Source organism: Paenibacillus sp. Marseille-Q9583, assembly GCF_976954365.1.
On the sequence record NZ_CDRJTB010000026.1, the window covers coordinates 40,102 to 62,000 of the forward strand.

The window sequence follows — 21,899 nt, forward strand, 5'->3', positions numbered from 1 at the left end:
TCCCCCCTACGTTTTTATTTGTTAATATTATTATAATTGGAATTAAATTTACATCTTGTATTATTCGTTCTGGGAACATCAAGCAGTTCGATATGAGCCAGCATATTGTGAGTGTATATTTTGGTGTATATACGATAAAAGAGGACTTGTAATAAAAGATACGCTCCGCCTACCAACAAACAAAACCACATCGGCTCCAGAGCTGTAGACATTTCAACCCTGGAAGAACTAACAACATAAAAAGAAGACAATACAATGCCTAATGCATACGGGAGAAAAAACAGCACTTTTAAGGGGCCGCCTATAATGCGAGCCACGTCCTTAGAAGTAATTCCAATCTTGTTCAACTTCCAGAATTTGATCCTCTCACGCTCTAAATCGGTCTGAATACTGAAATGCAGCACTATCCCGGAGGCGCCGAAAAATATTAAACCAACAAATGAAATTACGAAGATTCCAAATCGGCCAGACTCCTGTAACTGTAGATAGTCACTTATTCTAGACTTCGTAGAGAATACGAGAGCTTCGTGCCGTTCATTGCCATACCAGGACTCTGTATTGTCTTTGTTATATTTGGCTAAAGCGGCATTTAACTTAGCATCTATATCCGCAGTTTTTTTCCAATCCTTAAAATTCAGGAGCTGAAGGTTACCGATCGATTTTTTATTTTCCGCTTTCAGCACCATATAATCCTCTTCGTTAACAATGACATGAAGACCATTCATAAGATTCGCCACAGGGTTAAATAGCATTTTAAATATAAGTCCTTGTGAGTACAACGTATGATTCCCGGAAGAAAGCTTCACTTCGAAGGTGGGCATCTCCGGTCTTTGATTCATCCATTCTTCTCCTCGAGCAACTAAGGCAAGATTAAGAAAGTGATCTTTCTCCACATGATAATTACTGCCGATTAATGTGTTGATGTTTTGATCCAAAAATACTTTGAAATTGAACAAATCAATGTATTCAAGCGTTTGGTGTGAAATCAGCGGTGTAGCACCATGATCCGTGAGTTCGCTGAGTGTCTCAGATGGAAGGCTATTTTTCCCGAATACTTCTGCATAGGCAATATCATAAGGGTTGTTTTTTACAGAAATATTCTCAGCATCCCAGGTAATATAAAAGATAATGCCACTTAGAAAAACCGTGATGAAGACGAGGAACGTGATGAGAGAAAGCACTATTTTGGAGCGCCCAAGAGTATAGTTCAAATCGGAGCTAAACATTAAATGCTTATGATAAGCTTTCGTAGATCGCGAAAAGATGAGTTTCATCCAGTCCCCAAGTCCTGACAGCAGCAAATAGACACCCACCATACTTACTCCCAGATTGATTAACATCATACGGGCATCATCAGGACTGTAATGAGTAATCATATCATAAACGGAGATCCCCAGTAGTACGACTCCGATGATCCCTGTGATTTTACCATGAAGAAGGCTACGTTCTGCGGTTCTGGATTCTTTTAGAAGGCGTACAATATTGTATCTCAGCGTTAATATTAATTGGATTCCAATCACAGCTATGTAAATAATCCCGAAGAATTTAATGGTATACAGATAACTTTCCAGCGTAAGTGAAAAAGAACTGCCCCCTATATTAACAAACAACGAGATGATGATGAAGAAAAGACCGGAGAAAACCGTTCCTGCACCTAAGCCCGTGAGAATCGAAGCTAATGCAATCAAGCTATTTTCTAACAAAATAATTTTACGGATATTGTGGCTCGTCATTCCAAGAACCATTAACAGCCCAAAGTCGCTTTTTCTGAATTTCAAAAAGGCCATTTGCGCATATACAATAAATAGAACAGCAAACACTCTTATAACCAAGAAAGGAGCGTATAAATTACCAGACACCATTCCATTTACTTGATAGGGGTCATTAAAATCAGGGTTCGTATACAGGGAGTAAAAGGCGAAAAAGACCATAATCGTAAAGCTGCTGCATAAGAAAAATAACAAATACCTTCTAAGGTTCGCCTTAATAATCTGAATAGCCATTCTCCTAAAGGTCATCTTCTCCCCCTCCAATAAAGGCCAGACTCTCCAGAATCCTATCAAAAAATGCTCTCCGTTCTTTATTGTCCCTAGTAATCTCTAATAGAGCCTCCCCATCCTTGATAAAAAGTACGCGATTACAATAGCTGGCCGCAAAAGGATCATGTGTGACCATCACAATTGTTGCTCCTTTCAGAGCATTCAGTTTGGCGAAGGTCTTCATCACTATACTTGAGGATTTGGAATCCAAATTCCCCGTCGGCTCATCCGCAAAGATCACCTCTGGATCATTTATAATCGCTCTGCTAATCGCCGCTCGTTGTTGCTGTCCTCCTGAAACCATATACGGATATTTATCCTTCACCTCGCCCAGATCAAAGAGCAATAACGTCTCATCTGTCTTGGTATTGATGTCGTCTACCTCTTGGTCATCCAGAACCATGGGCACCATTATATTTTCCCGTAGGGTCAGGCTATCCAGCAGATTGTAATCTTGAAAAACGAATCCCATTCGCTGCCGGCGAAACAGTGCAAGCTCGTTCTTAGACATCTCGCTTATACTAGTCTCTGCAATCCGGACTACCCCACTATATTCCGTGTCGATCCCGCTAAGGATGTTCAGCAGCGTCGTTTTACCACTCCCCGAAGGCCCCATAATCGCTACAAGCTCTCCGCTATCCACACGCAGGCTTATGCCGTTTAGCGCCCGAAACACATTCATTTTGCCCTTGCCTTTATATTCTTTTGAGAGATTCTCTACCTCTAGAATAGGCATGCTCGCACCGTCCCCTTCATAGCTTGGCGGATTAACATTAAATGGAATTAAGTTATTCCTGTAAATACTATAAAACTAAGTGAAGAGAACGGTTGTTAGATTGCTCACAGAAGTGGTTATTGGGGGAATGAAGTATAAGACACATGGATTGATGGTACATGTGTCTGGTGTTGTTCTATTTACTGTTCTCGATGTTAAAGTGCTTCTTCTAATCTTTCTATACATAATGAGCAACTTTGTTTTTTTATATTTCTCTTCCTACTGCTATAACTCTACATATATTTTAATTATAAGTTATATTATTCTATAGATTATTTGCAACTATCCTGTGTTTCCCACTAGCATTAATTGTATACCCACTACTTCCCTCCTCAGAAGTATCGTTGTTTGTAAATATGAAGTGATCTAGTGAGTTACTACTGTGGTCATAAAGACCTGCACCGAAACGTGCGGAATTACTTCGAATTATATTACCTGTAATTATTACGTGTTTACCACCTTCCACTTGCAAACTATCACAAGCACATTTACTGTTTACATTGCCTTCTAATGTGTTTCCCTCAATTATTACTTCGTCGCCTCGTGATAGGATTCCCATTTTACGTTGATCACCTATACGATTATTTGCAATTGTAATAGTTTTAGCCCCTGGCTCTATTTGAATACCAATGCGAGTATCACCTTCTAAATTCCCAGCGCCAAGCCACGAGTTAGTTATTGTGAACCTTTCCGAAAGTCCCCCTATAAAGATTTGCTGGTGTAGTGCATTTTCTATGATACTATTTGTCACGTAACGTGCAAAACCAGTCCCCTCGCTTACAATTCCATATTGATAGGTCCCTCCATTAATAACAGAGGTTTGATCTATTGTGATTGCATTCGAATGGCCTGACATTACTATTCCACGATTTTCTGGCTCAACAAATACTTTAGAAACCTTATGATCAGCACCCGAATAAAAAATGATACCAGAATCGGGAAACATACCATGGAGTAATCTGGAATTAGTTATATTCGTAAACTGATTCGGTATTCCCTCTATATCTTTTGGCCCAACTGCAATTCCGCAGCCAGATTTATACACCGTTACTTCGTCAATATCTGTATACATAGCTCTCTCAACCCAAATTCCATATGAATCTATATCAGGGTTTTCACTTCTAGAAATTGCGATATTTTTTATTTTATTATGGGTTGTCTGATTCATTTCTGTAGAGTGACCAATTTTAATAACGGTACCTGAGCTTTTATCGAGAAAAATTTTCGAGCCATGTCCACTTCCTACGATTTGCACATTGCTACCAGTAATATTTAGTGTCGAGCTTACTTTATAATCACCAATCGGAAAGAAAACTGTCCCTCCTCCGGCAGTCTGTGCAGCTTGAATTGCACCTTGAATTTTCCCCGTATCATCTGAGACTCCATCACCTACTGCACCAAATTGTTTCACATCATACATATGTACCATTATTAATCACTTCTTTCCTTATTTTTTCACTTATACAATGTCCTAATTTCAGATGAATATACAATCTAAGGGGGAACAACTTTAGAGCCATTACTTCGATGCTTTCCAATCAAAGTTTTCTGATAACACAACTGCAACAGCTTTAACAAACCACAAAAAAAAAAAGCCTTAAAAAGGCTCTAAAATAACTCTTCCCCACCTACCGCCGCAACTCCCCTGTAACTTCCATAATCTTCGAGGCTAACAAATGCGAAGGAACCACATGATCCACACACCCTAGCGCCAACGCCGCTTCAGGCATTTCATTTACAATCGAAGTCTCTTGTGATTCTACAAGGGTAGATCGAGCGCCAGCTTGTTTGGCATTCAGCATACCTCTCGCTCCATCATTACCCATTCCGGTCATCAGGATCACATGCTGCTTCAGGCTTTTTAAGCCTGAGATAGAATCGAACAATACATCAATAGATGGACGATACCCGTTCACTGGAGCTTTCCTGTGTAGTTTAATTCTATATTCTTGCCCTTGCTGAACTATAGTCATATGACATTTACCAGATGCGATATATACCGTTCCGCCGAGCACCAACTGATCATTCTTCGCCTCAACCACCTGTATACTTGAGAAGCGATTTAATCGTTCTGCTAATACTTTCGTATACTTAGGCGGCATATGCTGAACGATCAACAAAGGATATGGAAAATTAGCCGGGAGCGAGCTAATTACGATTTCAAGCGCCTTCGGGCCACCTACTCCACATCCTATGGCCACGATTTGATCCCATTCTTTCATACATCCCTTCTTAGAATTGTCTTCTGCCTGTTGTCCTGCAATCACTTTGGAAACAGTAATATTGTTAAGAATGAGGGTTCTCAGTGGAATTTGGGCAGCCTGTTTAATCTTGAATATTAGCTCATCTTTTATATGGGATAAATCAGGTCCATGGAATGGAGTTGGTTTGGATATAAAATCTACTGCTCCGTTCTGTAGACCTGTGATGGTTGCCGTTATTCCATCCTTTGTCCCTGGGCTTAGCATAAGGATGGGGGTTGGGCGCTGTGACATAATGCTTGAGAGTGCTACTAAACTGTTCAATTCTGGCATTTCTACATCTATAATCACGACATCAGGCCTGAATTCTTGAACCATACATACCGCTTCGGATGCATTTCGAGCTGCTCCAATGACCTCGATAATTGAATCCTCCGCAATAAGGTTCGAGATCTGTTTACGCATCATTACTGAAGTAGCTACAACGAGCACCTTTAACTTTTGCACTACTTCCCCTCTCCTATCAATGATGATCCCCATGACACTGTTTATTTAACTTTAAAAATAGATACGAGTGCATTTAGTTCCTCCGCAAGCTGTGCTAATGCATTAGCCGTCGTTGCCGTTTCACTACTGCTTGCCGCCATTTCTTCCGTTGCTGCCGATATGCTCTCGATCGAGTACAACACCTCTGATGACTGCGCGGCCTGTTCTTCACTGGCAGCAGCGATTTCTGTTACTTTATGAGCGGTATCGTTCACCATAGAGAGAATATGATCAAAGGCTTCCCCATTTTTTTGTGAAAAAGCTACGCCTTCGACTACAGCCTTTACACTATGCTGCGTATTCTTCTGCATTTCTTTAATAATGTCCGTGACTTGCTTAGTAGCCTCACTGCTCCGCTCTGCTAGCTTTCTTACTTCATTTGCTACAACGGCAAAACCTCGTCCCTGTTCACCTGCACGAGCCGCTTCTATAGCTGCGTTAAGAGCCAGCAGATTTGTCTGTTTTGCAATATCATCAATGACCGCAATGATCTCGCCAATTTTATCTGAGCCTTCTTCTAGTCTTGACATTTGGTTGTTAAGTAACGTCATCCCTTGAATGGAGTCAGTAACCACCGCACCTCCATCTTGAGCAATACGCATCGTATGATCTGACAGCTCTGAGGCTTGCTCTGCACTCTGAGCTACTGAATTAATCGCTTCAGACAATTCTCGGAACAACTCATTCATCGTTTGCGCTGCAGTGGCTTGACTCATACTGCCGCTAGCTACTTCCTCAGTACTTGCTGATATTTGCTGTGCTGCCGCCGAGACACTTTCCGCAGAGGACAAAATCCCCCCCACAGTATGCCTTAAGTTCAGAACCATTTCATTCACAGAATTCGCAAGTCTTCCGATCTCATCCTTAGAATTTAGATTCGACGTTTCGCTCAAGTCTCCATTGGCTACTTTACCTAGCAGGCGCATCACTTGATTAAGAGGCCGTGCAATAATTTGCGAGATTAGATAGCCAAAACCCACGCTGATCAGAAGTGCAATGATAGTAACACTAAAGGTAATCAGCCGAGAGGATTGATATAATTTATTGGCGTTATCACTGGATTCCTGTGCCTGCTTCATATTAATGTCAATTAAACCTTGCAAGAAATTCGTCATCTCCGTGGTGGCCAGCTGTAAATCTCCTGTCAGCAAATAATTCGTATATTCTTCATTACTAATGATCTTCTTATCCAATTCAATTGCATGATCCACGCTGGTGGTATAACGTTGCCAGATCTCAGGATAATCCTTCATTTTCTCTAATTCTTCTTCTCTCAATCTTGTCTTACTGTATTTACTCATGATGTCTTCAATGCTTTGGACATTCTTATGTAATTTATCCCGATATTCTTTTTTCTTCACCTCGGTTTGGGCCATCGTATTTATATCCCGGATGTTTATTCTATTCGTTAAAAAAAGTTCATTCGCTTCACCGAGATAGGCAATCGGTGTTAAGCGATTTTTATACATATCCTCGATGGACTCATCCATCTTACTCAAATTACTTATTCCATAGAATCCTACAAAGCATAAAATGACTGATACCAACACAAATGCTGAGATTAGCTTCACTGCTGTTCTCAAATTATAAAACCATTTCATCCTTCTGCACCTCATTACGTTAGTCAATTTTTAGTAATTCTTAGGAACTATTTCATCATAAACGGTAAGCAGAATATGGTAACCGAAAAAAAATGGCGTGATCACGCAAAATTATTGCGCATCTACGCAATGACGCGCAAAACAAAAAATCCCGCCTCACTATCTAGTGATCGGGATTTCAATCTATAGGGTTGCTACGTATTTTCACAATGAATTAGTAAAATCTGATTCCTTCAATATTCCGAGCCGTTTAGCTTTTATAGCCGCTTCAATTCTAGATTTCACATTTAGCTTTTGGAACAAATTCGTTAAACTATATTCTAGTGACCGCTGACTCATAAGCACAATCTCCGCTATTTCCTTATTACTTTTTCCTTTTGCGATTTCCGTCAGCATTTCATGTTCCCTTTTGCTAATCATGGAGGTTGCTTGTTCATCATTGATTTCTAATCCTTTAGGCGATACTTTTCTTAACTGCATGACTAAGGTCCGCGGCAGAATGACTTCCCCTCTTAATGCACATCGTACCGCTGTAATCAACTGCTCTCTATTGGTTGTTTTTGAGATAAACCCAAAGATCCCCGATTCTATCATCAGGTTAAATTTGTTAGTAAATTCATATCCGGTGTAGATTAAGATAATCGCATCCGCGTTCATTGTTAATACTTGCTTCGCCAAATCAATCCCATTCACATCCGCGATATGAAGATCAAATAACATTACGTCAAAGGAATGATTACTCACCATTTCAAGCACTTCATCCGCTGAATTAGCTAGAGTAACCTTCATGTCTCCCTCTTGCTCTAATATCATTTTAGTCCCTTCCATAACAGATGGATGATCATCCACTAACAATATTTGAATCATGCCTATGACTACCCCTCTATCCAATTGTTATGCCGCATGATTAATCTGCAGGTATAGAAATATTGACCGTTAATCCCTTTTTGTCTGGCGATCGGAATACTATGGACCCATCCATACTTCGAACCCTTTCCTTCATCCCATAAATCCCCATACTTGTAAGTGAATCCTCACCAAATAAATTCATTCCGATTCCGTTATCTTTATAATCCAAATGAATATGATTGTCTTCACTAGCTAAGGTGATGTGGACTTCTGTCGCAAAAGAGTGCTTTGCTGCATTAGCTAAAAGCTCTTGCACAATACGGTACAGACCTATAAGCACTTCATCATCTAACTTATGCGTGAATCCTTCAGACTCGAAATAAATCTGATAGTTGGTACGTAGCTGCGTAAATTCAAACAACGTCTCCAGCGAGGAGATAAGACCTTCATTGATTAATGCAGGAGGTCGGAGCTCGTTACAAATAATCCGCAGTTGATAAATAACATCAAGTAAACCTTCTGAGATCTGTTCTAGTTGTTCTCTAAGTTCCCCATTAATGGACCTTTCACCTAAGAGAAAATCCAGCTTACGATACCAGATAATCTGTTCTTGAAGCGCTGAGTCGTGTAAGTCCTGTGCAAGTCTTTTTCGCTCATTCTCGGATAAATTAAACATAAATCGGAGAAGCCATGTAGGGGCCACCTGCATAGAAGCCGCTAGCTCAAGATCCTTCGTTAAATCTTCGATAAGCAAAAAATGATCAAAGAGAACACTGACATAACGGGTAATCGTCTCCAGCCACACTCGAATAGAACCGATTTCTAGTAAAAGCGTCTTCTCGTTAATCGACAGCAAGTAGCTTTTTCCTCTGGACTCCCCGATCTTGAGTGAATACCCTTGCTCCGTCTCGATAATTTCACATAATTTATCATGGTTAGATTCAACTGCGATAAATTTTATATTTGTTATCTGCAGAGTTTCTCTGACTTCTCTAAGTAACCGCTGTTCCATATGACTAATCTTCATCACACCAAAAAGATCTTGGGAGAACTGATCGAGACTCGTTTGCAGGCGAAAATACCGTTCCTCACTCTCTCGAATAATCTGCTCTGTATGTTCTCTGTCCTCATCTGCTTTTTTTCGATCACTTATATCCCTAAATATAGAGATACATGCGACTTTCCCCTTATACAAAATGGAGCTAGCTGTTACCTCTACATCGATAATCGTTCCATCCGAACGTACGACCTTTTGTTCAATAGGAGCTATGATCTTATAGGGTTCTTTATAGATCTCACGCATGCGTTCTTTCGACAGCCGCAGATACTCCGGGTGCGCCCAATTGAAAATATTTTTACCGATCAATTGACTCTCATCGCTAACTCCAAATAATCCAAGACAAGAGAAATTTACATAAACAAACTTATAATCGCTATGCAGAACAACCGCTTCAGGCGACATCTTGATCAGCTGCTGATTGAACTCCTCGCTTTCCCTTAATTCATTTTCCATTTGGACTCTCTTAGTAATGTCTCTTGCTACAATTACGATACTCGTTACCTCTCCATCCTCACCTAGAACGGGAGTAGCAAGACATTCTAAATTTAAGATATAACCTTTTGTGTGAATAAAACGATTGTAAAACATCTTACTTGCTTTTGTCCGAAAAATATTTGATATTTGTTCACGCAAGCTTTCTCGCTCATCTGGATCGATATACTCTAGGATGGTAGTGTCCTTGATTAAACCTACAGGAATGCCGATTAGGGTCTCACAGGAGGGAGAGGCTACAATAAAATTCCCTTTTTGATCCAGAACCCCCATCATATCCTTCATGTTATTAATAATAAGTCTATACTCTGCTTCACGCTGTGCTAACTTATGTTCTACTTCTACTGCTGATGTTATATCTTTAGCGACCACAAATGCACCCACAATACGACTATTCACATAAATCGGGATATTCTTCATAGTCCAGTGACTCTCTGATCCATCCTCACGGGAAGATGTCACAACATAGTGCTGAGCAGATCCCAATATTGTTTTTTCAAAAGAATCCGACATCTTTGATATATTCTCTACACCAAACAGATTCCTGATCGACAAGTTATCTCCGAGCATACCTAGAGCTTCTCCAGTAATTTGCTCTGCCGCAGAGTTGATTGCCAAAATATTACCTTGCAGATTCACCTCGCATACGACGTCTGAGTTATAGTCAAATAAGGATTTATAGCGCTGTTCACTTTTGAGTAATGCCTCCTTCATTAACTTTCTTTCAGTGATATCTGCCAAGATCCCGTCTAACCGAACCACCGCTTGGGATTCATCTAGACTGGGTATGATTCTGACCTGTAGCCAGCGAGGCTCACCACTTGCGTGGATGATTCGATATTCACTAAGTTGTGGAATCCCTTGACCAACTGATGATATGATCTCATGAATCAAGGGATTTTCTTCCTTATAAGCAATACGAAGCCAAAAGTCATCCTCTTTCACCTGCTCAATGGAATAACCGGTGATATTGAGAATGGCATCCGATATAAATAACACTTTCTTAGATACGTAATCGTAAGACCAAACCGCCACATCTAGATTAGAGAACATCTGTTGATACAAAGAAAATGTGCTTTCTAATTGAATTTGTGCCGTTTTTTGTTCAGTAATGTCCAGCATAACCCCATCTATTCGGCAGACCTTGTTCTCCTTATTTAGGATAGGCGTGCCGATATTTTGAACCCACTTCAGTCCTGCAGTAGGTAGTTGCATCCGATATTCAAGACTACTGATATGACCAGCATTTAATCTTTCCATGTAAGCATCATATCGATCACGATCCACTACATTCACAAGTTCCCGTAAAAAACTAGGGCTGTGCGGTTTAGTCTTACTTGTGCAACCAACCCATTCCTCTAAAATTCTCGACATCGTCAGTAGATTTTCTTCCATATCCATAGACCATGTGATCACATTCTCGTCGCCGAGTGAATGCATATTGAGATCACCTCCACATAAAAAGCCCCCCCTTTTTCGGGGCGGCTTTTTGTTCTAATTCGCTATTTTACAAGCGTCATTACATGAATAACTTTATCCTACTGAGCAATCTGCTCACGGATATTCTGCAATATTTTCTTCTCCAGCCGGGATACCTGCACTTGAGAGATCCCTAGACGACTGGCGACCTCCGACTGCGTTTGATCACGATAGTAGCGAAGATAGACAATCAGACGTTCACGTTCACTGAGGCCTCCGATAGCTTCATTTAATGCCAGCTTATCGAACCAACGCTCCTGTGATTCGTCAGCGATTTGATCAATCAGCGTGATCGGATCTCCATCATTCTCAAACACCGTCTCATGGATAGAGGTCGGTGGTTTATTGGCTTCTTGAGCGAATACCACTTCTTCGGGTGTAACCCCTAACGCTTCCGCAACCTCACCAATCGTAGGCAGACGATCAAGCGTTTTAGACATTTCGTCCTTCATCTTACGAACTTTATTAGCCATTTCCTTAAGGGAACGACTGACCTTCAAGGTGCCATCGTCACGAAGGAAACGCTGAATCTCACCGATAATCATCGGCACCGCATAAGTGGAGAACTTGACCTCATAACTGAGGTCAAATTTATCAACGGACTTCAGTAGTCCGATGCAACCGATCTGGAACAAATCGTCAGGCTCATACCCGCGGTTCATAAACCGCTGCACTACCGACCAGACCAGTCGGATATTACAGCTTACAAGCGTGTCGCGGGCAAGACTATCTCCAGCCTGACTGAGCGCGATAAGACGTTTGACCTCCGCATCGTCCAAATAGGTCGGCGGAGCTTTTTTTGACTCTGCATCCATGGCTCCAACCCCTAATTGTATAAAGCTTTTTTCGAGACGATGGTTTTCTTCATTGAGATAGAAGTACCGTGTCCCGGTTCACTAGTGACTTCAAATTCATCCATGAAATTCTCCATAATAGTAAAGCCCATGCCCGACCGCTCCAGCTCTGGCTTAGAGGTATAAAGCGGCTGTTGCGCCAGCTCCAAATCCTCAATGCCCCGTCCTTGATCCTCAATGGTTAGATGTACCGTTTCGTTGTCCAGCGATGCCGAAATAGTCACAATACCTTCCGGATCACTATCATACCCATGAATAATACAGTTGGTGACCGCTTCCGACACGACTGTCTTCAGATCATTCAGCTCGTCCATTGTAGGATCAAGCCGGGAAACGAACGCCGCTACGACTACACGCGCGAACGATTCGTTCTCCGAGCGTGCAGCGAACTGCACGTTCATGAAGTTACCAGCCTTACTATTTGTCATAACGCAACCTCCAAATCCGAGAGTGCAGTACTCTCGTCGTCATATAGGGGCATGATTTTGAACAGGCCTGACATTTCCAGCAGCCGCTTCACAGGTGCCGTTGCGTCACACACAACCATTTTTCCACCTTTACTGTGGATCAGTTTATACCTTCCCAGAATCACGCCAAGGCCTGAACTGTCCATAAACTGCAGATGCTTAAGACTAAGAACCAAATGCGATACCTGACCACGCATAATCGCTTCATCCATATCCATTCTTACAAAATCGGCTGCGTGATGATCCAACTCCCCTGATAAACGGACAATCAACACACCCCTGTGATGCTCCATCTCCACATGAGAATTCATGCTTGCCACTCTCCTCTTCGTTGCTTTGAAAACTGACCTTGAAAGACAGTACCTATTCCCTTCAAGGACAAGGTTTTCTACGCGGCAAATCAGGAATCCTGCCTCACGACAAAACTAGAAGAAAACCCCTATGAATCTACAGAGTACATGGGGGTAATCTACAAAAAAACTGTTTTTAATCTACGCCGAACATCGAGCCAGTTGTGCGCTTAAAGAGCTTCCACCAGCCTGCTTTCGGCACAGCTTCCCCTGCTTTTAATTCATATTCCTTAATCACTTGGGTTCCTTGGTAGACAACTAGCTTGCCCACAGATTGACCTTCAGCTACTGGAGCCTTCACGCTTTCCGGCAATACTAGTTCGTGGCGAATGCCTTCTTGAGTCACACCTTTTTTCAAAAGAACACTGTACGTCTCTTTGGCCGTTATCGGCAGCTCGGATTTTACGCCCTTTTCAATCTTTAGGGTGCCGATGGCATCCCCTTCTTTGTGAATCGTGTGTACTTTATATTGCGAGAACAGGTAATCGAACATGCCTGACACTTCACTATTGCGTGTCTTTGTGTTCGGCTCGCCTAGCACAACAGCGACAGCACGAAGGCCATCTCTTGCTGCTGTAGCGGACAGACAGAATTTTGCCTCAGCAGTATAACCAGTCTTCAAACCATCAGCACCAGTGTAGAAACGCACTAGCTTGTTCGTGTTCACCAACCAGAACGGTTTAGTTGAATCCTTACGTAAGTAATCCTGATAGGAACCGGTATATTTGATAATTTGATCATGCTTCAAAAGCTCACGACTGATGACCGCAATATCGTAAGCTGAGGAATAGTGATTGGCGGCCGGAAGACCGTTGCAGTTGGCAAAATGGGTATCTTTTAGACCCAGTTCCTCTGCACGTTTATTCATCAGATCGACAAACGCACTCTCTGAACCAGCTATTTTCTCCGCCATCGCCACAGAAGCATCATTACCAGAAGCCATAGCGATGCCTTTGAGCATATCGTCTACCGACATTTCTTCACCAGGCTCCAGAAAAATCTGCGATCCGCCCATAGAAGCTGCATATTCACTTGTTCGCACCTTATCAGTCAGCTGCAGCCTTCCTTCATCCAGCGCTTCCACCGTTAGTAACATCGTCATAATCTTCGTAATACTTGCGGGAGGCAGCTTATCATGGCTGTTCTTCTCATAAATAACGGTTCCGGTACCAGCGTCCATCAAAATAGCAGAACGCGCTCCCGGTGCGAGGTCTACAGCGGCAGCATTACTGCCAGAGTCCTTAGTTTTTTCTTCTGCATAAGCGCCTGATATAGGTCCTAGAACCGATACAGCGATACAGAGCACAAGCACAGCAAAACGCATTTTTCTCACAATGGTTCCCCTCCTGAACGTTAACCTTCATATCACAGGTACTGTGTTCCAGTTTCGTCAGAAAGGGTGGAAATTATTCCATTTTTAAGGAAATAACCACAATTATTTATCTCAAGAAGTAAGGATATCATCAATTAAAAAAAGCCCAGCAGCAGTTGCAGAGCATTTTTATTATAGGGGAGATTAAATGATATTTCAATTTTAAAGTATTTCCATTTTTTTAGCTCTTATTTTAGGACTTTTAAAGGTAAATCGTAGACTTTCACGAATGCTAACTAAGAACCTATACTGTCTTACAGAGGAGTGAATATACGAATGAACCCACTAGAAACTTATATTGAGACAGAAGCAAAACAGAACGATTTCTCAGGTGTAGTACTAGCAAAACAATATGATAAAGAAATCGCCAGCAGCTGTCACGGTTATGCCAATAAGGCGAATAAGCGCGAAAACAATATTCATACTCGGTTCGGGATCGCTTCCGGGTGTAAAATATTCACAGCAATTGCCGTCTGTCAACTGGTCGAAAGGGGATTGATTTCTTTCGAAAGCAGATTATCAGACTATCTGAAGAAGGTAGAGTTCCCTCTCTTTAGTTCTGAAATCACCATACATCAGTTGCTTACGCATAGCTCTGGGATTCCAGATTATTTTGATGAAACAATCATGGATGACTTCGAAGAACTGTGGAAGACACAAACTATGTACACTTTACGGCAGCTGGAAGACTTTGTACCAATGTTTCGAAACCTCCCCATGATGTGGACCCCTGGTGAACGTTTCCACTACAACAATGCCGGATATATCGTGCTAGGTCTTCTGGTGGAGGAATTGAGTGAAATGTCCTTTTCGGATTATGTGGAGCTTCACATCTTTAAGCCTTGCGGAATGGAGCAATCCGGTTACTTTACGTTAGATGCTTTACCAGCCAACTGTGCACTAGGATACATAGAGGAAGAGAACGGTAGCTGGAGAAGCAACATCTATTCAATCCCGGTAAAAGGAGGCGCTGACGGTGGAGCTTTCGTAACCGCTCCCGACATGCAGTTATTCTGGAACGGGCTAATGAACTATACCCTTTTGAGTCCAGTACTCACTTCATTGCTGCTTACTCCCCACATACATGTGGATGGTGAAGGCTATTATGGTTATGGTGTATGGATCACCCTCCGAGAAGAAAAAGTGTTCAAGTTTCACATTATGGGCTACGATCCCGGTGTTTCCTTCCGATCTGCTATCTATCCGGCTAGTGGAGAGACTGTGGTCGTATTATGTAATACAAGCAGCGGGGCTTCTCAGATTTTCAATCTTATCGATAAGCATTTGTAGCTGCTCCGTCAAAAATGTAAAACAGCGAGGCTCCTATCAACGGAGGCTCGCTGTTTTAATGTCTATTTAAGTCTTTGTCATGACAATAATTACATTTCCTTGGCTAGTACCGTGTTACTCCATCCTTCGTAACAAGCGCGAACACCAGTGGCAATGGTGGAACCGATTCAGAAGTAATACGGTAAGCTTCTAACACCTTGCCCTCAGCTTCCTCTACTTTCTTATCACTGGCATCATTGATATGCAATACTGCAAGTGTATCCCCAATCTCTACAGCATCTCCAACTTTTTTAGAGAGTTGAATACCTACAGCCAAATCTATTACAGATTCCTTGGTTTCACGTCCTGCACCAAGCAGCATAGCAGCAATACCGATTTCTTCTGCTTGAATCCCCTCAATGAAACCCTTAGTCTTCGCTTTCACTTCAATGAATCGTTTAGCAGCAGGGAGTTTCTCCGGATCATCGATTTGCGAAACATCTCCGCCTTGCGCACTCACGATCTGTTTGAATTTCTCCAGCGCTGTGCCATCTTCAATATGTGTCATCAGAATCGAACGAGCCTCCGCTTCATCCTTGGCTTTACCGCCAAGAACAAGCATCTGGCTGCCCAGAATAAGGCAGACTTCCTGTAAATCTTTAGGACCGTGACCCTTCAAGGTCTCGATTCCTTCCTTAATTTCCAGCGCATTTCCGATCCCGTAACCCAGTGGCTGATCCATATCACTGATGATCGCAACAGTATTACGACCCAAATGGGTGCCAATATCCACCATAGCCTGGGCAAGCGCAATAGAATCATCAAGCGTCTTCATAAAAGCACCGCTGCCGGTTTTGACATCCAGTACAATGGCGTCTGCACCCGCTGCAATCTTCTTGCTCATCACTGAGCTTGCAATAAGAGGGATGGATTCAACAGTTGCTGTTACATCCCGAAGGGCATACAGCTTTTTGTCAGCGGGTGTAATGTTGCCCGACTGGCCGATCACGGCAGCTCCGATCTCCCCTACTTGATCAAAGAAACGCTCGCGATCCATCTCTACAGAAAAGCCAGTGATCGACTCCAGCTTATCAAGTGTACCCCCTGTATGCCCAAGTCCGCGGCCGGACATCTTCGCTACCGGTACTCCAGCAGAGGCTACCAACGGTGCAAGCACCACGGTGGTTTTATCTCCCACTCCACCTGTGGAGTGCTTATCAACCTTAATGCCTGCGATTGGGCTCAGATCCACTTGATCACCGGACATCGCCATTTCCATCGTTAGATCACCGGTCTCCCGTGCGTTCATACCTTGAAAATAAACTGCCATGGCCCAAGCGGAAAGTTGATAATCAGGAACTTCACCTTTACTATAGCCTTGAATTAGAAAGGATATTTCCTCACGGCTCAGCTCTCCACCGTCTCTTTTTTTCTGAATAATATCGACAGCTCTCATTTTACACCTGCATTTCACGGACATTTGCGCGAGCAAATCCGATATATTTTGGTTTAGTTAAATTAACTACCTGTTCGTGCGTCAATGGCTTAAATTTAATCACTTGTGTCATAATTATGACCTCCCAGTAATTCAAAATGCAGTGCCCGAAATTACATTTTCGGAATAAAGCCTAAGACCAGTTTCAAGAAACGTTCACGTACACGTTCTGCAGTTTCCATCACCTCTTCATGATTGAGAGGTTGATCCAGGATTCCCGCGGCCATGTTAGTAATACAGGAGATGCCCAATACCTCGATACCTGCATGACGAGCAACAATGGTCTCCGATACAGTAGACATGCCCACTGCATCGGCACCTAGCGTACGAAGCATTACGATTTCAGCAGGCGTTTCGTAGCAAGGTCCCAATAGACCTGCATATACACCTTCTTTGAACTCGAAATTCTGCTGAGCTGCCGTTTCCTTCGCTACCTGGATCAGGCGGCGACTGTAGGCGGTCGACATATCTGGGAAGCGCACACCAAGTGCAGGATCATTAGGTCCTATTAAAGGATTCCGACCGGTCATATTAAGATGATCCGTAAGAAGCATAAGATCACCCGGCGTGAAATCAGTGTTCACTCCACCAGCTGCATTCGTTACTAGTAAACTGGCTATTCCAAGCTCTTTCATAACCCGTACAGGGAATGCCGTTACCTCCGGTCCATAACCCTCATACATATGAAAGCGGCCCTTCATCATCACGACTCGGCGGCCTTCGATCATACCAATTAATAGCTCGCCCTCATGTCCTTCTACAGTAGAAACAGGAAAGTGAGGAATCTCATCATATGGAATGCTTACTCCATCAGTAATAAGGTCTGCAAGCACACCGAGGCCTGAACCAAGGATCAATCCAATTTCCGGAGCCACCGGACATTTGTCTTTTATATACATAGCTGCTTCTTGAATTTCTTTTTGAGTTAATGCGCTCATGGATGATCCTCCTTCATTGATGTTGTGGAGCAACCCACAACCTTTTATTGCAGTTTCGCTAAAAAGCTTGTCCCATACTGCGGCGCCTTCGCACCAAAGTTATCAGCAATGGTTGCAGCTACATCAGAGAAGGTTTCACGAATGCCCAAACTTTCTGGATGTTTAAACCGCGGGCTATAGATTAAGAGCGGTACATATTCACGGGTATGGTCAGTTCCACTATGGATCGGATCGTTACCATGGTCTGCAGAAATAATCAATAGATCATCTTCACCGAGCGTAGATAGAATTTCAGGCAACGCCTGATCGAACACTTCTAGTGCACGACCGTATCCTTCTGGATCACGACGATGTCCATACAAAGAATCAAAATCCACCAGATTCGTAAATAGGAAACCTTCAAACGGTTGACGAAGCTGCTCAATAGTAACTTCGATTCCATGTTCATTGCTCTTCGTTGGATAAGAAGCCGTAACTCCTTCTCCTGTAAAGATATCGTTGATCTTACCCACCGCGATAACATCCTTACCGATATCAGTCAGCGCGTTCATTACCGTTGGTTCTGGCGGCTTCACAGCATAGTCATGCCGGTTTGGCGTCCGAACGAATTTCCCTGGTTCGCCAACATATGGACGAGCAATCACGCGACCAACCGAGAATTCTGGAGCCATCGTCAGCTCACGGGCTATTTTACAAGCGCTGTACAGCTCTTCGAGTGGAATGATATCTTCATGTGCAGCAAGCTGGAATACGCTGTCCGCAGAGGTATAGACAATCCAAGCACCGGTTTTCATTTGCTCTTCGCCGTATTCAACAAGAATCTCCGTTCCGGAAGCCGGTTTATTCCCGATTACCTTACGACCAGTTGCCGCTTCGAACTTCTCAATCAATTCTGCTGGAAAACCGTCAGGATACGTATTGAAAGGAACCTCAATCTTCAGCCCCATTAGCTCCCAGTGTCCGGTCATCGTATCCTTGCCTACAGATACTTCCTGCATTTTGCCGTAGTACCCTGTTGGTGAAGCTACAGGCTCTAGAGGTGGCAGCGGAGCAATATTAGCTAACCCGAGCTTCTGGAGATTAGGAAGCTTCAAACCAGGAACACGATCCAATATATGACCAAGCGTGTGCGACCCAGCATCGCCGAAATTCGCAGCATCTGGTGCTTCACCGATACCAACACTATCTAGAACAATAAACCCAATTCGTTTAAATGAGGACATTGTTGTCTTCACTCCTTTTTTAATATAGATATTCTTTCGTACCAACAAGAAGAAACGGCTGTACCGTCTTCCAGAAGACATACGCTTCCGAAGCTAGCGATACAACGTACCGCTTATCAGGTATCCGTTTCTGCTAAAAGATAACCTGCGGATCATTCCCCAGTCTATCCTTTCAGTATGATTCCATCATAACCATCTTACTCACAAAAAGCATCTTTAAAGCAGAATTATCGAGCTCTAGGATGGTGGCTCTCATATACTTCCTTCATATTCTTACGGGCTATACCGTTATAAATCTGAGTCGTCGAAATATCGGCATGACCCAGCATTTGTTGTACGGAACGCAAATCTGCTCCGCCTTCCAGTAAATGGGCTGCGAAGGAATGCCTAAGTGTATGCGGCGTAATATCCTGCTCAATGTTTGCTTCCCGTGCATATTTTTTTATGATTTTCCAAAAGCCTTGCCGGGTTAATCTTCCGCCTAGACTATTCAGAAACATGGCTGTTTCCTCCTGGTGATCACGAAGCAACTTGTCCCGCATAAGTGAAGTGTAAGCCGCTACACTCTCAGCTGCAAGGGTTCCAATGGGAACTACCCGCTCCTTGCCAGAAGTTCCTGTACAACGCGCAAATTTCATATCCGTGTGCACATCATCCACGTTAAGTGAGATTAATTCAGAGACCTTAATGCCTGTTGCATAGAGTAATTCCAGCATAGCCTTATCGCGCATCCCTTGTGGTGTACTTACATCCGGCGCAGCCAATAACTGCTCTATTTCCGAAATGGTAAGCACCATAGGAGGTTTCTTATCAGGCTTCATGGTCTCCATGTCCAGTGTTGGATCCTGCTCAATCAAACGTTCCTTCAGCAAATAATGAAAAAAAGCACGGAGGGACACTGCGTTCCTGTTCAACGTTGCAGTTGCTCGACCAGCTCCGCGTAATGAGCCAAGATATAATATCACATGCGATCTTCGGATCTCATCAGGCTGACTAGCCCCCCGCTCTTCAGTGAACTCCAGAAACTGCGATACATCCCTACCGTAAGATTCCAGTGTATTCGGGGACAAGCCTTTATCTCCGGACAAATAATGTAAAAACGGCTGCAAGTGTGACTTCATTATTTCACGCTCCTGTCCTGGCGCAGCTACTCATAGTGACTTCCTGCAGCACATTCAGCATGAGGGTTCTGCAGATGTGTACATTTAGTATACGCTGCATGAATCCACCTTGTTTTCTTCGACATTCTTCTCGCTTGTTCCTGCTTCCTGCGAAGCTTTCATTCTCCATACCAGTAATAGAAGCGCAAACGCTGTCTTGTATCCAGACCATCGTCACCACGATCGGCATGATCAAAAGCCCGAACAGCGGAGCCTTCAGGAATTCCATAATTCTCTATCGGACTGATCCATTCACCAAGCCAGCTCATAGCACTGTAGAGCAAATAGCTTAGAGCCACAAACATGATCATAAAATACAGCTTTCGAACTGTTTTGGGCACAGAAACGATCATAAGGACGCCTCCCTCTAACATACAGTTAAGATCTGCTCGTCCTTCACCTTATGCACCAAAACGGACTGATATGTATACCTCTAATAGACCAATCATTTAAAAAGCTCTCTCCGGTAAAAAACCGGGGAGAGCTTATGAAGTGAATTTCATTATAAGATGACTTAGGACGGATTTCCGTTTGAATTATTCTTATCGCTACACCGATAGCATATCCCATGAAAATCAAGTCTATGATCAAGCACTGTGAAATTAAATTCTTTCTCCAGTCGCTCTTCTAGCGGACCTAACCAATCCTCGCGAATCTCATCCATACTACCGCATTGCACACAAATTAAATGATGATGATGGTGCTTCGCAGTATCTGTTCGCAGATCATAACGGGCGACACCGTCACCGAAGTTAATCTTTTCTACGACGTGAAGCTCGCTAAGAAGTTCCAGGGTACGATATACAGTCGCAAGACCGATCTCGGGAGCTTTCTCTTTCACGAGCATAAAAACATCTTCAGCGCTAAGATGATCTTCCTCATTCTCCAGCAGCACTCTTAAGGTCGCTTCCCGTTGGGGTGTAAGCTTGTATCCTTGGGATTGTAACTGTTGCTTAATTTTGTCTATCCGAGCTTCCATTGTCTCCCTCCCCCTTGGAAAATAACCTCACCGGTCTTCAAACCACTTCTTCCATTATAGGGGGTGTCGCTTTGAGAAGTCAAACGCTTTTACTGCAAGCCCAAGGTAGTCACTGCTTGTACAAGTGAAGGCGTAACCCAGCGCATCATGATCGGCGTAACATAGGTCTCAAAACTAGAAATGCCCAGAATCAACAGTGCCATTACAAGTGACAATATGGTGTACATAGTAAAAGGTCTAGTCACTGGTGTCCGACGTTGTCCTAGCACTCGGCTACGAATCATCTGCAAGGAAAAGGCGATCGCCGCTGCACTACTTACTAACAACACAGGAATCAGTACCAGATTGTGCGGAGCCACGGAGACTAATGCGAACAGCATTCCGTGCCATGAATATTGACTTACTAGACAACCGACCGTAAAGCCGATCAATACCCCTTTAAGAAAATCAAGAATCAAGATTCCCGGCAGCCCAATGACTGATAATCCAAGGATCCAGATCAGCCCAATCCATTTCAGATTTAAGGCCGCTATACTCCAGTACGAATCAGGTGCTGCGGGTAGACCCTGCTGATCAACCGTTACAAAGAAATTCCCTAGATAATCCCCCAGCTCCTGTTGCTGATCCATCGTAAGCGCACTAACGATAAGAGCTCCAAATACAACACCTACCAGAAATAATACGCCGACAAAAATATACAGAGGCGTCTGTTCCTTCATCATCAGCCTTAAATTACGCATCGAGACGTTC

Annotated in this window: 19 protein-coding genes; 1 reads left to right on the plus strand and 18 read right to left on the minus strand. The window is 43.1% G+C overall.

Features of this window, described 5'->3' with window-relative positions:
* Window positions 1-14: 14 nt before the first annotated feature.
* The 11 genes from ACWNM1_RS14035 to ACWNM1_RS14085 all read right to left on the minus strand — a co-directional run bounded on the left by ACWNM1_RS14035 (window position 15) and on the right by ACWNM1_RS14085 (window position 14,037).
* A complete protein-coding gene (locus ACWNM1_RS14035; RefSeq protein WP_449601394.1) occupies window positions 15-2,018 on the minus strand; it encodes an FtsX-like permease family protein in 2,004 nt (667 codons plus the stop codon).
* Window positions 2,008-2,775 (minus strand): ABC transporter ATP-binding protein, encoded by a 768-nt coding sequence (locus ACWNM1_RS14040; protein ID WP_449601395.1) that lies wholly within the window; start codon window positions 2,773-2,775, stop codon window positions 2,008-2,010. Before ACWNM1_RS14040 ends, ACWNM1_RS14035 begins: the two co-directional genes overlap by 11 nt.
* 304 nt (window positions 2,776-3,079) lie before the next feature.
* Window positions 3,080-4,243 carry a glycosyl hydrolase family 28-related protein gene (locus tag ACWNM1_RS14045; RefSeq protein ID WP_449601397.1) on the minus strand — a complete coding sequence of 388 codons (1,164 nt, stop codon included), beginning with the start codon at window positions 4,241-4,243 and terminating at the stop codon, window positions 3,080-3,082.
* Between the two features lie 199 nt (window positions 4,244-4,442).
* Entirely contained in the window at window positions 4,443-5,522 is a 1,080-nt protein-coding gene (cheB, locus tag ACWNM1_RS14050) for a chemotaxis-specific protein-glutamate methyltransferase CheB (protein WP_449601398.1), read from the minus strand.
* A gap of 41 nt (window positions 5,523-5,563) precedes the next feature.
* Entirely contained in the window at window positions 5,564-7,162 is a 1,599-nt protein-coding gene (locus ACWNM1_RS14055; RefSeq protein WP_449601399.1) for a HAMP domain-containing methyl-accepting chemotaxis protein, read from the minus strand.
* 204 nt (window positions 7,163-7,366) lie between these two features.
* On the minus strand, window positions 7,367-8,029 hold the full coding sequence (locus tag ACWNM1_RS14060; RefSeq protein WP_449601400.1) for a response regulator transcription factor: 663 nt from the start codon (window positions 8,027-8,029) through the stop codon (window positions 7,367-7,369).
* A gap of 40 nt (window positions 8,030-8,069) precedes the next feature.
* Window positions 8,070-11,003 carry a PAS domain S-box protein gene (locus ACWNM1_RS14065; RefSeq protein ID WP_449601401.1) on the minus strand — a complete coding sequence of 978 codons (2,934 nt, stop codon included), beginning with the start codon at window positions 11,001-11,003 and terminating at the stop codon, window positions 8,070-8,072.
* Between the two features lie 98 nt (window positions 11,004-11,101).
* Window positions 11,102-11,857 (minus strand): RNA polymerase sporulation sigma factor SigF, encoded by a 756-nt coding sequence (sigF, locus tag ACWNM1_RS14070; RefSeq protein ID WP_042129724.1) that lies wholly within the window; start codon window positions 11,855-11,857, stop codon window positions 11,102-11,104.
* A gap of 11 nt (window positions 11,858-11,868) precedes the next feature.
* Entirely contained in the window at window positions 11,869-12,324 is a 456-nt protein-coding gene (gene spoIIAB, locus ACWNM1_RS14075) for an anti-sigma F factor (RefSeq protein ID WP_042129726.1), read from the minus strand.
* The gene (gene spoIIAA / locus ACWNM1_RS14080) at window positions 12,321-12,674 is read right to left on the minus strand and encodes an anti-sigma F factor antagonist (protein ID WP_042129729.1); all 354 of its coding nucleotides are present in this window, start codon (window positions 12,672-12,674) and stop codon (window positions 12,321-12,323) included. The genes spoIIAB and spoIIAA overlap by 4 nt, the downstream gene beginning before the upstream one ends.
* Before the next feature lie 175 nt (window positions 12,675-12,849).
* Window positions 12,850-14,037 (minus strand): D-alanyl-D-alanine carboxypeptidase family protein, encoded by a 1,188-nt coding sequence (locus ACWNM1_RS14085; RefSeq protein WP_449601420.1) that lies wholly within the window; start codon window positions 14,035-14,037, stop codon window positions 12,850-12,852.
* 324 nt (window positions 14,038-14,361) lie between these two features.
* On the opposite strand from ACWNM1_RS14085, the gene ACWNM1_RS14090 reads away from it, so the two are divergent.
* Window positions 14,362-15,375 (plus strand): serine hydrolase domain-containing protein, encoded by a 1,014-nt coding sequence (locus tag ACWNM1_RS14090; RefSeq protein WP_449601402.1) that lies wholly within the window; start codon window positions 14,362-14,364, stop codon window positions 15,373-15,375.
* Between the two features lie 103 nt (window positions 15,376-15,478).
* On the opposite strand, the gene ACWNM1_RS14095 is transcribed toward ACWNM1_RS14090, so the two are convergent.
* The 7 genes from ACWNM1_RS14095 to spoIIM form a co-directional block, all read right to left on the minus strand.
* On the minus strand, window positions 15,479-16,810 hold the full coding sequence (locus tag ACWNM1_RS14095) for a pyrimidine-nucleoside phosphorylase (RefSeq protein WP_449601403.1): 1,332 nt from the start codon (window positions 16,808-16,810) through the stop codon (window positions 15,479-15,481).
* Window positions 16,811-16,962: 152 nt separating this feature from the next.
* Window positions 16,963-17,787: a purine-nucleoside phosphorylase gene (locus ACWNM1_RS14100; RefSeq protein ID WP_449601404.1), complete on the minus strand. Its 825-nt coding sequence runs from the start codon at window positions 17,785-17,787 to the stop codon at window positions 16,963-16,965.
* A 44-nt stretch (window positions 17,788-17,831) separates the two neighbouring features.
* Window positions 17,832-19,010 (minus strand): phosphopentomutase, encoded by a 1,179-nt coding sequence (gene deoB, locus ACWNM1_RS14105; protein WP_449601405.1) that lies wholly within the window; start codon window positions 19,008-19,010, stop codon window positions 17,832-17,834.
* A 227-nt stretch (window positions 19,011-19,237) separates the two neighbouring features.
* Entirely contained in the window at window positions 19,238-20,131 is an 894-nt protein-coding gene (gene xerD / locus ACWNM1_RS14110) for a site-specific tyrosine recombinase XerD (RefSeq protein WP_449601406.1), read from the minus strand.
* Between the two features lie 158 nt (window positions 20,132-20,289).
* Window positions 20,290-20,523, minus strand: coding sequence for a DUF4227 family protein (locus ACWNM1_RS14115; RefSeq protein ID WP_188114651.1), 234 nt, complete (start codon window positions 20,521-20,523; stop codon window positions 20,290-20,292).
* Between the two features lie 161 nt (window positions 20,524-20,684).
* Entirely contained in the window at window positions 20,685-21,149 is a 465-nt protein-coding gene (gene fur / locus ACWNM1_RS14120; protein WP_042129744.1) for a ferric iron uptake transcriptional regulator, read from the minus strand.
* An 89-nt stretch (window positions 21,150-21,238) separates the two neighbouring features.
* Entirely contained in the window at window positions 21,239-21,889 is a 651-nt protein-coding gene (spoIIM, locus tag ACWNM1_RS14125) for a stage II sporulation protein M (protein ID WP_076284509.1), read from the minus strand.
* Window positions 21,890-21,899 lie beyond the last annotated feature (10 nt).